The sequence below is a fragment of the Yoonia sp. D2-7 genome, assembly GCF_055809435.1.
The window spans coordinates 1,851,071-1,863,639 of sequence record NZ_CM147912.1 but is presented as its reverse complement, the minus strand read 5'-3'; the positions used below and the strand labels follow the sequence as shown (position 1 = coordinate 1,863,639).

Below are 12,569 nucleotides of genomic sequence, written 5' to 3'. Positions count from 1 at the left end.
TTAAAACTCAGGCTTCATCAGCTCGACTTCTTCGCCAGTCTCGACACCCGTGTAGAAACACGTCCGGCGCATCGTGTGGCACGCGGCCCCGATCTGGCGGACCGTCACCAACAGACAATCGCGATCACAATCAACGCGCATCGCCACCAAGGCTTGCGTATGACCGGATGTTTCACCTTTGATCCAGAACGCCTGCCGCGACCGCGACCAATAGGTCACTTTTCCGGTCTCGAGCGTCTTGGCCACCGCTTCCGCGTTCATCCACGCCATCATCAAGACTTCAAGCGTTTCAGCGTCTTGCGCGATCACGGGGATCAGGCCTGCGTCATTGTACGTCAGTGTTGTTGGATCAAATGTCATCGTCTTGGCCTTTGCAAAATCCATCCTGCGGCCTATCTATGGGGGACAACGCGAAAGGGCAAACGCCGTGACAGCCGAAAACGACATGATCAAACTCTATTCGGGCCGTATTCTGGCGCTGGCAGCCGACATGCCACGGACCACACGCCTGCAACAACCGGACGGAACCGCCAAAAAACGGTCCCCTCTGTGCGGATCAACGGTAACTGTTGATGTGACCTTGACGGACGGCAAGATCAGCGACTACGCCCAAGACGTCAAAGCCTGCGCATTAGGTCAAGCCGCAGCATCCGTGATCGGATCAGCCATCGTTGGGCTCACACCTGAACAAATCCAACATGGGCGTGATCAGCTTCTTGCGATGCTCAAGGAAAATGGGGCCGTGCCAGACCCGCCGTTCGATGGACTTGATGTTTTGGAACCTGCGAAAGACTACAAAAACCGTCATGCGTCGATCCTGCTTGCATTTGACGCGACACTTGACGCGATCCACGCGGCCAAAACCACCGCCTAAACGCCCTGTCCTATAACCTTGCCCCATAAAAAAACCGCCGCGCATCCGGGCAAGGATGGCGGCGGCAGGAAGTTGGATCGCATGTCCGGCTCTAAATCCTAAGGGAGAGGCAAATCCCCAAATCAGGACGGGACGGGCAGGTCAGCAATTGCGAGGTGGGACAGGCAAATTACGTGAACCGAACATGCGTTCCAGGCAGGTCAGACCATCGCGGGCAGCGATAGACCAACAAAAAGCATCACACACAAAGCAGCAACACCAAGCGCGTCAGAGATGATCGTATCGCTGCTGCGGATCAGTGCGGATTTGATATCTTTGGCCATGTCGGCGCTCCTTGTTGCTAGTTTGTTCTGCTGCCACTTTGTTCCCATATCGGAAACCTTCTGTAAAGAACTTTATAAGAACATTTGTGAACTTTTTAGAACAAACAGACTAACCCACTGAAATCAAACGGATCGCTTTATCCTGTTCCATTAACCAAAGTAGCACGCGCGCCGCCTTGCCCCGATCAGTTTCCAACGATGGATCATCCGTCAGCAGTTTTCTGGCGTCCGTCTGCGCCACCGCCATCAAATCAGATTGCCGTTCCAAATCCGCGATCCGGAAACGCGGCAAACCCGATTGCGCTGTCCCGATCACATCACCGGCACCGCGCATGGCCAAATCCTCTTCCGATATCCGGAACCCGTCTTCGGTTTCGCGTAGAATTTCCAGTCGCCGCCGACCTGTTTCGGACATAGGTTCTTGGAACAACAAAAGACACGTCGATGCCGCCGCCCCGCGCCCGACCCTGCCCCGTAGCTGGTGCAACTGCGCTAAACCAAAGCTTTCCGCGCGTTCGATCATCATGATCGACGCATTCGGGACGTTCACGCCGACCTCGATCACCGTTGTCGCGACCAAAACCTTCGTTTCGCCCGCCACGAACTTCGCCATCGCAGCATCTTTGTCTGCAGGCGGCATTTGACCGTGGACGAGCCCCACAACGCCTTCGCCCAACGCCGCGCGCAGCCGTTTGAACCGTTCCTCGGCGGCGGTCATATCCACGACCTCGGATTCCTCGACCAGCGGGCAAACCCAATAGGCTTGCTTTCCGTCGGCAACCGCTTTGCGCAGTTTTTCAACGACTTCGTCCATGCGTCCCGTCGAAATAAGCGCCGTTTGGACTGGCGTCCGCCCCGGCGGTTTTTCGTCCAACACCGACACATCCATGTCGCCGTATTGCGCTAGGGCGAGGCTGCGCGGGATCGGCGTCGCCGTCATGACCAACACATCAACCGCCTGCCCCTTGGCCCCTAATTCCATCCGCTGCGCCACACCAAACCGGTGTTGTTCGTCGATAATCGCAAGCCGAAGGTCATGAAAATGCACGTCTTTCTGGAACACCGCATGGGTGCCCACCAAGATCTGAATGTCACCGTCGGCCAGCGCCTGCAGTTTGTCACGACGCGCCACACCTTTGTCACGGCCAGTCAGTAATTCTAACCGGATACCCGCATCCGCTGCCAACGGCTGCAGCCCTTCCAGGTGCTGGCGCGCTAAAATCTCGGTCGGGGCCATCATCACGCCCTGCCCGCCAGCTTCGACAACGCAAAGCAACGCCATCAACGCCACAAGCGTCTTGCCCGATCCCACATCCCCTTGCAAAAGCCGGTTCATCTTCAACGGTTTCGCGATATCTGCCGCGATCTCAGCAATGGCACGGGTCTGTGCCCCCGTCGGCTGGTAAGGCAACGCATCCAACACCTTACGCTGCAAAACTCCGGTGCCTTTGGACCCGATCCCCTTGCCGCGCCGCGCCACAACGCGTGCTAAAGCCAATGTAATCTGATGCGCAAAAAGTTCGTCATACGCCAACCGCGCACGGGCCGGATGTTCAGGCGAAAGATCCTGCATGGTGGACGGCGCATGGGCCAGCGACAAAGCATCTGCCCAATCCGGCCACCCCTCACGATCCTTTAACGCAGGATCAATCCATTCAACCACGTCCGGCAATTTTTCCAACGCAGACCGCGTGGCTTTCCACATCAATTTCTGCGTAATCCCCGCATGCAGCGGATAGACTGGTTCAAACGTCGGAAATGTCGCGGCCTCGTCCGGTGTGACGACATGATCGGGATGGACCATCTGGGCGACACTATCGAAAATCTCGACCTTACCCGACACGATCCGCTTTTGCCCCGTCGGCAAAAGTCGCTGCAAATAATCGCCGCGTGCATGAAAAAACACCAGCTGGAATTCGGTCTGCTCGTCCGTCACATGAATGCGGTACGGCCTTCCCCGCGTTTTTGGCGGATAATGCGCGCCGACCGTCACCGTAACAGTCGCCACAGCAGGCGCCACAACATCACGGACAGAGCCACGCAATTGACGATCCACGCCTGACACCGGCAGGGTCATCAAAATATCGCGCGGCTTTTGAACGCCCACGTCCTGCAAGGTCACTGCTGTCTTGGGACCGATCCCATCAAGCGTTTGAAGCCCCGCAAAAAGCGGAAAAAGAACGTCCGGACGCCCGCTCATGCGTCGCCGATCAGCGCCAGCCAGCCGTCCTCGTCCAGTGTTTCCACGCCCAACGACGCGGCCTTCGTCGCTTTTGATCCCGCACCGGGCCCCGCGATTAAGATGTCGGTTTTGGCACTGACGGACCCGGATACTTTCGCCCCCAACGCCTCTGCGCGCGCCTTTGCTTCGGCCCGCGTCATTTTTTCCAGCGTCCCCGAAAACACAACCGTTTTGCCAGCCACAGGGCTGCCGGACGTGTCGCGCACAACGGCGTCCTGCACCTGCAATTGGGCGATCAAACGATCAATCGACGCGCGTTCGGCGTCATTGTGAAACGCCTCTAGGAACGATGTCGCCATCACCGCGCCGACCCCGTCGATGCCCAAAAGATCGTCCCAAGCAGATCCTTCACCGATGACCGCACGATCCACAGCCTGCGCAAGCGCATCCCAGCTACTATAATGATTGGCGAGCAACTGCGCACCAGAATCGCCGACATGCCGTATCCCTAACGAGAACAGCAATTTCGAAAGCGGGATTTCACGTTTATCATCAATGGCATCCAGCAGGTTCTTCACGCTAGTCTTACCGAACCCATCGCGGTTTTCCAGCTTTGCCAAACCCGCATCATTGCGGGCGCGAAGCGTGAAAATATCCGCAGGTTCCTTAATCGGCAAAGCATCGTCGTGATAAAACATTTCGACCTGTTTGGCACCCAGCCCGTCGATATCAAACGCACCACGACTGACGAAGTGCTTCAACTTTTCAACGGCTTGCGCAGGACAAATCAATCCACCAGTGCAGCGCCGCACTGCATCCCCCGCTTCACGCACCGCAGGCGATCCACACTCGGGACACACCTCTGGAAATACATAAGGCACCGCATCATCGGGACGTTTTGAAAGGTCCACATCCTTGATCTTTGGAATAACATCGCCCGCGCGGTAGATCTGAACCAGATCGCCGACGCGCAAATCACCCCCTTCGCGGATCGCTTCGCCATCGCCGCCCAAACCCGCGATATAATCTTCGTTGTGCAACGTCGCATTCGACACAACGACGCCGCCAACTGTCACTGGCGTCAGCCGCGCAACCGGTGACAAAGCCCCTGTGCGCCCGACCTGAATGTCGATCGCATCCAAAGTCGTCCACGCAAGTTCGGCGGGGAATTTGTGGGCAATCGCCCAACGCGGCGTCGTGGACCGAAACCCCAAACGCCGCTGCAATTCCAAATCATCCACCTTGTAGACAACCCCATCGATATCATACCCAAGGTCCGCCCGATCATGCCCGATCTGCTCATAATGCGCGATCATATCTGCCGCCGTATCGCATGTCCGCGTTAAAGGGTTCGTGCTAAATCCAAGCGCCTTGAGCCGCGCAATCGCACCGGATTGCGTGTCTGCTAACGGTTCGGACAGTTCGCCCCACGCATAAGCGAAAAATTTCAACGGACGCGCCGCGGTGATATTCGAATCCAACTGCCGTAAAGATCCGGCCGCCGCATTGCGCGGGTTCGCAAACGGCTTTTCGTCCTTTTCCACCTGTCGCGCGTTCAACGCGGCGAAATCAGCATGGCTCATGTAAACCTCGCCACGCACCTCAAGCACCGCGGGTGCACCCGAAATCCGATGCGGTACATCGGTGATCGTCAGCGCGTTCGCCAAAACGTTTTCGCCAACAGCACCATCACCCCGCGTGGCCGCTTGTTTCAACACACCGTCTTCATACCGTAACGACAACGATAGTCCGTCAATCTTGGGTTCGGCCGTAAACGCCAAGGGCGTCGTCTGGTCCAAATTCAGGAACTTGCGCACGCTCTTTTCGAAGTCGACGACATCATCAGCGTTAAACGCATTGCCCAGAGACAACATCGGAACCGCATGCGCAATCTTGCCGAACTTGTCAGCAACAGCAGCCCCAACTTGATCACTTGGACTGTTCGGCAATTTCTGGTCTGGGTAGGCCGCTTCAATCGCGGCGTTCAATCGCTTTAGCCGGTCGTAGGTCGCGTCATCAATCTCTGGTGCATCGTTCGTATGATACGCTGTATTCGCATCACCCAGAACGGCAGCCAGACGCGACAGCAACGCCGCTGCATCATCCTTACCTACACCCGCCGCGTCGATCTCAAGCAAATCGTTCAGGTCGGTTTGAGCGATGGTTGGCGCCATTGGACAGTCCCTTGCAGTTTGGTGACCCCATGGCCCCTCTGCAAAGTTTTAGGGCGACCGTTCTAGCTCGTCCAGCCAGATCGGTCGCCCTTTTGTCATTCTCTTGGTCTATCGCACCGACGGCTTATGCCCCGATGGCAAGCCGTTCTTCGTTTACACCAACTTCTGGATCACGCAGCACATAGCCGCGCCCCCAAACAGTTTCGATGTGATTTTCACCATTGGTCGCGTTGCTCAACTTTTTGCGTAACTTGCAAATGAACACGTCGATAATTTTCAGTTCCGGCTCATCCATACCGCCATAGAGATGGTTCAAGAACATCTCTTTGGTCAGCGTTGTCCCCTTACGTAACGAAAGCAATTCGAGCATCTGGTATTCTTTGCCGGTCAGATGAACTGTGTTCCCGCCAACATCCACGGTTTTCGCGTCTAGATTGACTGCAATGCGTCCGGTTTTGATGATGGACTGGGCGTGCCCTTTCGATCTGCGAATAATCGCATGGATCCGCGCGATCAGTTCTTCGCGATGGAAAGGTTTCGTTAAATAATCATCCGCGCCGAAGCCGAATCCCTTGATTTTTCCTTCGGTGCTGTCATCGCCCGTCAGGATCAGGATTGGTGTGTCAATCCGGCTCATCCTGAGTTGCCGCAGCACTTCGTGGCCGTTCATATCAGGCAAATTCAGGTCCAGAAGGATCAGGTCGTAATCGTACAGCTTGGCAAGATCGATCCCTTCTTCCCCGAGATCGGTCGCATAAACGTTTAGGTTCGCATGAGTGAGCATCAATTCGATGCTTTTTGAAGTCGTCGGGTCGTCTTCAACCAGCAGTACGCGCATCTGTTTTCTCCGCTTTTTCTTGGCACCACCAACATATTGCAAGAATAGTTAATGACACGTTACCGGTAACAAAAAAGATGCCACTTCTCCCTAGGGTTGTCTATAGCGCTGCAACGACGTCGTCTTTAATGCGGCCTCCCCGTGTTCGGCGACTGCGGTTTCCCATTCCGCAAACTCTTCATCGGACAAACTGTACATCTCCAACGCCTCAGGCCGTGTCAGCAGCCCTGCGGCTACGGCTTTAATGACGGACGCCTTGCGCGATGCCACCCAACGTCGTGTGTCGGTCGGTGGCAAATCAGCGCGGGTCATCACTGACCCATCGGGCAGCGTCACGGAACGTGGCCCATCAATCTTTCGCAAATACATCTTGCTTCCCTTTGCATTTTGCACTGGGACGCACATATGAAGAAAATCGCTTAAGTTTCGGTAAGCTTGCCGAAACGGAGTAACTTGCAATTTCAGCAAATTTGTTGGAAACGCCCTGAAAGCCCATAAAAAATTGGTGTGATATGTCTTTGGATCAACCGTTAAATTCCCTTGGTTTTGCAAAACCGCCGTCGGAAACCCGCGTCGTCGTAGCGATGTCAGGTGGTGTGGACAGCTCTGTTGTCGCGGCAAAGTTGCACGAGGAAGGCTATGACGTCGTCGGTGTAACCTTACAATTGTACGATCACGGGGCCGCTTTGGCCAAAAAAGGGGCATGTTGCGCGGGGCGTGATATTCATGATGCGCGCCGCGTCGCCGAAGAGATGGGGTTCCCCCACTACGTCCTAGACTACGAAAACACCTTCAAAGAAGCCGTGATGGACGAATTCGCCGATAGCTATCTGGCTGGTGCAACACCCGTGCCCTGCATCCGCTGCAACGAGCGTGTGAAATTCAAAGACCTGTTGGAAACCGCCCGCGACCTCGACGCGGATTGCATGGCGACCGGTCACTACATCCAGCGCATGATGGGCGGCGCGGGCGCGGAACTCCATTCGGCAGGCGACCCAACCAAAGACCAAAGCTATTTCCTGTTTTCGACCACCCGTGAACAGCTAGACTACCTGCGGTTTCCGCTTGGCCATCACACGTCCAAGGAAGAAACACGTGCGCTCGCCGCGAAATACGGACTAAGCGTTGCGGACAAACCCGACAGCCAAGACATCTGCTTTGTACCCAACGGCAACTATGCAGCCGTCATCGAAAAGCTGCGTCCCGGTGCTGCCGAACCTGGCGATATCGTGGATACGGATGGCAACGTCCTTGGCCAGCATCGCGGTGTCATCCATTACACCATCGGTCAGCGCCGCGGCCTGGGGATCGGCGGTTTGGCCGATCCGTTGTATGTCGTGCGGCTGGATGTGGACAAAAAGCACGTGATCGTCGGGCCGAAAGACCTGCTCGCAACACGCAAAGTTCCCCTGCGGGAAATCAATTGGCTGGGCGACGGCGACTTGATGGACGGCGGTGAACGCACAATCGCGGTAAAGGTTCGGTCAACCAAGCCACCCATTGATGCCGTTCTGCGGCCAATTTCGAATACCGAAGCTGAAGTCGAACTGCTCGTCGCGGAAGAAGGCGTATCACCCGGGCAGGCTTGCGTGTTTTATGACCCTGACGGAACCCGCGTTCTGGGCGGCGGCTGGATCTGGCGCGGTTATTGAGCTGCAGCCAGCATGACGCCTCTGCCAAGTAACCTTCAGGAATTGACGTCAGTACGGGCCTTGGCGGCCTTCATTGTGGTGATTTTTCATCAGTTCTTTGACGCGGCAAATCCCCCGACCATTGGAAACAACCTGATCGCCGACGGCCATTTAGGCGTTGATCTATTTTTCATGTTGAGCGGCTTTATTCTGGCGCATGTCTACCTCTCAGCGTGGCGAGAAGGCACATTTTCCTACAAACGCTTCCTTACAAACCGCTTCGCCCGTCTTTACCCCCTTCACCTGACGATGACGTTGACCTTTGTCGCGGCCTATCAGGCGCTTTCGATTATGGGCGCGGAAACGGTCGCCGAAGGGCAAAACTGGGCGCATTTGCCGTGGCACCTCGCGCTAATGCATGCGTGGGGGGTGACGGATGGGCATTCTTGGAATTTCCCGTCTTGGTCAGTCAGCGCGGAAACCTTTGCCTACCTGATGTTTCCAATCAGTCTGACAATCGCATTGATCTTTCGACCAGTTGTCACTCTTGTTCTGGCGATTTGCCTCTTCGCTGCCGCATCCCTGTTCACCTTGGCCGTCCTCGACCGTTCCATCACCAAACTGATGTTTGATTTCGGGATCATCCGCGTCATGACCGAATTCCTCATCGGCTTGGCGATATATTTGGTCATTGAGAAACGACGGCTTCCTGATGCCTGGGTCAGACCTTGCCTTTGGATCAGCTTGGCAGCAGTTGGCCTCTTGTCTGCATTCCAAGCCGATGAACGCTTAATCGTTATGGCCCTCGCCGTGTTCCTTGCGACACTGGCGCATTTGGCCACGCAAGAGCGATCCAATATCCTGCGCCATCCCGTCTTGATCTATCTGGGCGAGATTTCGTATGCGACCTACATGGTACACATCCTCATCCTATTTGCCGTCCCTGTTGTCGCTCAACGGATTGGTGGACTTAGCGAACAAACGACCGCTGTCATTTCGATCACCACGATCTACGTGGCGTCCGCGATCCTGTATCACCTTATTGAAAGGCCCGGACGGCGCTGGATCAGACGCCTGTTAGGATCACCCGCTTGACACCGGACGACCATCCACCATGGTCTACGCAAGAAATGCCGCGCGGTGCGCAAGCCACACTGAACAGGACAGGACAACCGGATGAGCCGACCGCACCCCATTTGGAGTTTCCTGCGCAATCATCTTGGCGTGTTTGCCGTCTTGATTATCGCCTGTGCCGCCGGTCTTTGGTTCGCCGCCGACATCTTCTTGGATTTCTTGTATTTCAATGATCCGCGCCATCAAGATGAAGCGCTCAAGGCATGGATGACACCGCGCTACGTTGGCATGTCCTATGATCTGCCACGGCCCGTTGTTGGCGAAATCTTTGGGCTGACCGAAGGTGGGCCGCGCGGCATGACCATGCGTACCATTGCGGCTGAACAGAACATGTCACTGGACGCGTTGACCGAAAAAGTCCGCGCTGCTGCAGAAGCTTTCCGTGCGGAGACCCAAAAATGACCGCAGCGGTGATCGGCCTTGTTCCGGAATACGGACTTTTCCTCTTGTTTGGTGTGGTATCGTTAGCGTGCCTCGCGATGCCGCTGCCGTCGTCTGTTCTTGTGCTGACGTCAGGGGCGTTTGCGGCGTCGGACGACCTGACGCTGTGGCAGGTTTTTGTCGTTGCGTTTGTAGCGTTCCTCATTGGCGACCAAATTGCATTTATGATCGCATCCCGATTTGGGCCGCGCATTCTGAATTGGATGCGGGGCAAACCGCGACTGCTACCCGTCTTGGAAAAAAGCGAAGCTATGCTGCATTCCAAGGGCCACGTTGCAGTTCTTCTCAGCCACACGGTCCTCAGCCCCACCTGCCCCTACATCAGTTATCTGTGCGGCGCGGGTGGCATGCGATGGTTGAAGTTCACGATCATGGCCGCAATCGGGGCCGCGATCTGGACAGCCGCCTATGTGTCATTGGGCTACATGTTTGCATCCCAGCTTTCGCAGGTCGCCGATATCCTCAGCAACTTCTTCGGGATCATCTTTGCAGGCTTGCTGGTGCTCTATTGCGTGATCTGGTTGCGCCGTAAATGGCGGGCACATCTGGCAGAAATCGCAGCCGAACACGGCCAATAACCCAAACCAACCTCGATTTGTCGCCCGTGCAATAGGCCGCGACGGAAACGCTGCCCTGCTGCGTTCAATGCTTAACGGTATGACCCAAAACGTAGGTTAGGTTATTTTTGCGCCCCAATTCCCCGCGACCAACAAATGCACCGACGTTAATCTTTTTGAAAAAGGAAAAGACACGTGAATCGCATTGCTGAACTTCTAGCCGAGACTTTAACGTCCGCCGAACGCGGCGTGCTCAGCAGTATTGCGCATTCAAAGCTGCAACACGACGCAAATACAATCGCAAAGCTAAAAAGCCTGCGACTGATCTGCGATGCCGACACACCCGCACTCTATACCTTGACCAGCCTTGGCGGCGAAGTCGCCTATATCGTTCGCGTCAAACTCGCAGCGTAAGACCTTAGTCTTTGCGTGTCCGGCAGTGTCACAGCACCGTAATGCGGTAGCCTGCACGCGGGAAATGCACCGCGACCTCGCCAACATCATCGCCCTTGCGATCAATGCTGACGGTTTCGGCGTCCGCATAGCGTAACGTCCCTTCCACAGGCTGTTCGCCCCCATCTACGTCGGGGTTGATCGAAATACGATCACCAACCTTCAAACCTTGCGGATCATTTAGAGCCACGCCAATCAACGACTTTGGCGCGGCATCTCGCGCCGTTTCCACCGCATTCTGCGCATCCAAGGGCGTTGGTGTCCCATGGCCCAATGCGGCAACGTCAGCTTCCCAACGGGTCAATGCGGTGAATTCGGACAACATCTCGGGGCCACCAGACCAGCGACCTTTGATAAACCAGATGATATGGTAAACCTGCGCATCAATCGCGGCTGGCGCATCGCCCAACAGGTATTTGCGCCCATCACTGAACAGGCTGTTGATCCACGACAACGGGGCACGCAATTGCGCCACGATATGCGGCAGATCAGCGTTGGCTTTCTTCAGCCCCTCTGCCCAGTCTTCCCCCAAATACAAACGCCCACGGTCTTCGGCAAAGTCAGGTGGTAGATTGTCACCCTGCGCGCCAAGAACCAGCTTCAGGGCAAGCGTGAACAACTCCCCGTCCGTCCAGCGGCTTAGACACCACATCAGCCCCGCATCAGCAGTGGGTATATAGCTCGGCTCCGGATAACGACGCTGCAATTCACGCAAGATGCACTGGCTGTCGCAATAAATATCCGCACCGATCTGCATCACAGGAGTACGCCGATACCCGCCAGTCAATGCAGTCAGCATCGGCTTTGGCAGTAGGCGGGGAATTTCAACATCGTTCCAAGCAAGCCCCTTGATCCCAAAGGCTACACGCACCTTTTCAGCCACCGGCGACTGCGGATAATTATGAAAGATAATCTCGGGCGTCGTGTCAGTCATTCGGTTACCTTTTCAAAGTACGGGTCTGGTCGTGCCGCACCGTGCAAGCGTCTTTAGGAAAAGTCCACCGGACACATACAGACACGAACAAACCGCGATGTGGTTTTTTCCCTAGCGCCCACCCCAGTCCGCGCATATTCCTGCGCATATGATTTACGAAACTGCAGCCGAATGGCGTAACGCCCCCCAGAAACGCGTCCTCATCTTTGCGATGTCGGGGCTTGGGAAAACCTATTTGTCCACCATGCTGCGCGATGGCGGCGATTGGTTTCATTACTCGATCGATTACCGGATCGGCACGCGGTACATGGGCGAAGCGATTGCGGACAACGCCAAACGCGAGGCGATGAAAGTTCCGTTCCTGCGCGACCTGCTGCGGTCCAATTCGATCTACATCGGGTCGAACATCTCGTTCGATGACCTCAAACCGATGTCGTCTTATCTTGGCAAACCGGGCAATCCGGCGCTGGGCGGGCTGGATTGGGACGAATACACCAAACGGCAGGATCAATTTCAACGCTCTGAGGTTGCAGCCCTGCACGACACCGGTCACTTTATCGACCGTGCGACCGATCTGTACCAATACCCGCATTTCATTTGCGACACAGGCGGATCAATCTGCGAATGGGTCGATACAGACGACGACAACGACCCGATCATGACGGACCTCGCATCCAAGACACTGATGGTTTGGATCGAAGGGACTGATGCGCATACGGCCGAACTGATCCGCAGGTTCGACAAAGAACCAAAACCGATGTCTTACGATCCGGTCTTTCTGTTAAACACTTGGCAAGCTTATCTGGCCGAATTTAACAAAGCGCCTGATCAGGTTGATCCGGATGACTTTATCCGCTGGGCCTTTGCAAAGGCGCTCGCCCATCGTCAGCCGCGCTACAAAGCGATGGCCGATAAATGGGGCATCACTGTCCCCCAAGACGCGGTCACACGTGTTCACGATCAGGAGGGTTTTGTTGGCATGATCGCTGACGCCCTTGAGATGCGCAGGGGTTAGCCCTATCTCTGCC

General features: G+C 55.7%; 14 protein-coding genes. 7 read left to right on the top strand and 7 right to left on the bottom strand.

Annotation, left to right across the window (positions count from 1 at the left end):
• Positions 1 to 360 carry a phosphoribosyl-AMP cyclohydrolase gene (gene hisI, locus AC0L7R_RS09105; RefSeq protein WP_348106570.1) on the bottom strand — a complete coding sequence of 120 codons (360 nt, stop codon included), beginning with the start codon at positions 358 to 360 and terminating at the stop codon, positions 1 to 3.
• A 67-nt stretch (positions 361 to 427) separates the two neighbouring features.
• Here hisI and AC0L7R_RS09100 point away from each other — a divergent pair, with 67 nt between their 5' ends.
• A complete protein-coding gene (locus AC0L7R_RS09100) occupies positions 428 to 874 on the top strand; it encodes an iron-sulfur cluster assembly scaffold protein (protein WP_473656546.1) in 447 nt (148 codons plus the stop codon).
• A gap of 200 nt (positions 875 to 1,074) precedes the next feature.
• On the opposite strand, the gene AC0L7R_RS09095 is transcribed toward AC0L7R_RS09100, so the two are convergent.
• The 5 genes from AC0L7R_RS09095 to sciP form a co-directional block, all read right to left on the bottom strand.
• On the bottom strand, positions 1,075 to 1,197 hold the full coding sequence (locus AC0L7R_RS09095; protein WP_281378350.1) for a hypothetical protein: 123 nt from the start codon (positions 1,195 to 1,197) through the stop codon (positions 1,075 to 1,077).
• Between the two features lie 109 nt (positions 1,198 to 1,306).
• Complete coding sequence (gene recG / locus AC0L7R_RS09090; protein WP_473656545.1) at positions 1,307 to 3,397, bottom strand: ATP-dependent DNA helicase RecG; 2,091 nt, start codon at positions 3,395 to 3,397, stop codon at positions 1,307 to 1,309.
• Complete coding sequence (gene ligA, locus AC0L7R_RS09085; RefSeq protein WP_473656544.1) at positions 3,394 to 5,553, bottom strand: NAD-dependent DNA ligase LigA; 2,160 nt, start codon at positions 5,551 to 5,553, stop codon at positions 3,394 to 3,396. The genes recG and ligA overlap by 4 nt, the downstream gene beginning before the upstream one ends.
• 124 nt (positions 5,554 to 5,677) lie before the next feature.
• Complete coding sequence (gene ctrA / locus AC0L7R_RS09080; RefSeq protein WP_247128750.1) at positions 5,678 to 6,391, bottom strand: response regulator transcription factor CtrA; 714 nt, start codon at positions 6,389 to 6,391, stop codon at positions 5,678 to 5,680.
• Positions 6,392 to 6,481: 90 nt separating this feature from the next.
• Positions 6,482 to 6,760, bottom strand: a complete 279-nt coding sequence (sciP, locus tag AC0L7R_RS09075) for a CtrA inhibitor SciP (RefSeq protein WP_247128751.1) — start codon at positions 6,758 to 6,760, stop codon at positions 6,482 to 6,484.
• A 143-nt stretch (positions 6,761 to 6,903) separates the two neighbouring features.
• On the opposite strand from sciP, the gene mnmA reads away from it, so the two are divergent.
• The 5 genes from mnmA (at position 6,904) to AC0L7R_RS09050 (ending at position 10,568) form a co-directional block, all read left to right on the top strand.
• Positions 6,904 to 8,043 carry a tRNA 2-thiouridine(34) synthase MnmA gene (gene mnmA, locus AC0L7R_RS09070; RefSeq protein ID WP_247128752.1) on the top strand — a complete coding sequence of 380 codons (1,140 nt, stop codon included), beginning with the start codon at positions 6,904 to 6,906 and terminating at the stop codon, positions 8,041 to 8,043.
• 12 nt (positions 8,044 to 8,055) lie between these two features.
• Complete coding sequence (locus tag AC0L7R_RS09065) at positions 8,056 to 9,117, top strand: acyltransferase family protein (RefSeq protein WP_473656543.1); 1,062 nt, start codon at positions 8,056 to 8,058, stop codon at positions 9,115 to 9,117.
• An 81-nt stretch (positions 9,118 to 9,198) separates the two neighbouring features.
• Entirely contained in the window at positions 9,199 to 9,558 is a 360-nt protein-coding gene (locus AC0L7R_RS09060) for a hypothetical protein (protein ID WP_473656542.1), read from the top strand.
• Positions 9,555 to 10,175, top strand: coding sequence for a VTT domain-containing protein (locus AC0L7R_RS09055; protein ID WP_473656541.1), 621 nt, complete (start codon positions 9,555 to 9,557; stop codon positions 10,173 to 10,175). The genes AC0L7R_RS09060 and AC0L7R_RS09055 overlap by 4 nt, the downstream gene beginning before the upstream one ends.
• Positions 10,176 to 10,349: 174 nt before the next feature.
• A complete protein-coding gene (locus tag AC0L7R_RS09050; protein WP_473656540.1) occupies positions 10,350 to 10,568 on the top strand; it encodes a hypothetical protein in 219 nt (72 codons plus the stop codon).
• Between the two features lie 28 nt (positions 10,569 to 10,596).
• Here the strand turns inward: AC0L7R_RS09050 and AC0L7R_RS09045 are convergent, their stop codons facing one another.
• Positions 10,597 to 11,541: a glutathione S-transferase N-terminal domain-containing protein gene (locus AC0L7R_RS09045; RefSeq protein ID WP_473656539.1), complete on the bottom strand. Its 945-nt coding sequence runs from the start codon at positions 11,539 to 11,541 to the stop codon at positions 10,597 to 10,599.
• 148 nt (positions 11,542 to 11,689) lie between these two features.
• Here AC0L7R_RS09045 and AC0L7R_RS09040 point away from each other — a divergent pair, with 148 nt between their 5' ends.
• Positions 11,690 to 12,556, top strand: a complete 867-nt coding sequence (locus tag AC0L7R_RS09040) for an ATPase (RefSeq protein ID WP_473656538.1) — start codon at positions 11,690 to 11,692, stop codon at positions 12,554 to 12,556.
• Positions 12,557 to 12,569: the final 13 nt, after the last annotated feature.

Coding starts and splice junctions, on each gene's coding strand:
- hisI (WP_348106570.1), bottom strand. CDS start 360: ATGACATTTGATCCAACAACACTGACGTACAATGACGCAGGCCTGATC.
- AC0L7R_RS09095 (WP_281378350.1), bottom strand. CDS start 1,197: ATGGCCAAAGATATCAAATCCGCACTGATCCGCAGCAGCGATACGATC.
- recG (WP_473656545.1), bottom strand. CDS start 3,397: ATGAGCGGGCGTCCGGACGTTCTTTTTCCGCTTTTTGCGGGGCTTCAA.
- ligA (WP_473656544.1), bottom strand. CDS start 5,553: ATGGCGCCAACCATCGCTCAAACCGACCTGAACGATTTGCTTGAGATC.
- ctrA (WP_247128750.1), bottom strand. CDS start 6,391: ATGCGCGTACTGCTGGTTGAAGACGACCCGACGACTTCAAAAAGCATC.
- sciP (WP_247128751.1), bottom strand. CDS start 6,760: ATGTATTTGCGAAAGATTGATGGGCCACGTTCCGTGACGCTGCCCGAT.
- mnmA (WP_247128752.1), top strand. CDS start 6,904: ATGTCTTTGGATCAACCGTTAAATTCCCTTGGTTTTGCAAAACCGCCG.
- AC0L7R_RS09065 (WP_473656543.1), top strand. CDS start 8,056: ATGACGCCTCTGCCAAGTAACCTTCAGGAATTGACGTCAGTACGGGCC.
- AC0L7R_RS09060 (WP_473656542.1), top strand. CDS start 9,199: ATGAGCCGACCGCACCCCATTTGGAGTTTCCTGCGCAATCATCTTGGC.
- AC0L7R_RS09055 (WP_473656541.1), top strand. CDS start 9,555: ATGACCGCAGCGGTGATCGGCCTTGTTCCGGAATACGGACTTTTCCTC.
- AC0L7R_RS09045 (WP_473656539.1), bottom strand. CDS start 11,541: ATGACTGACACGACGCCCGAGATTATCTTTCATAATTATCCGCAGTCG.
- AC0L7R_RS09040 (WP_473656538.1), top strand. CDS start 11,690: ATGATTTACGAAACTGCAGCCGAATGGCGTAACGCCCCCCAGAAACGC.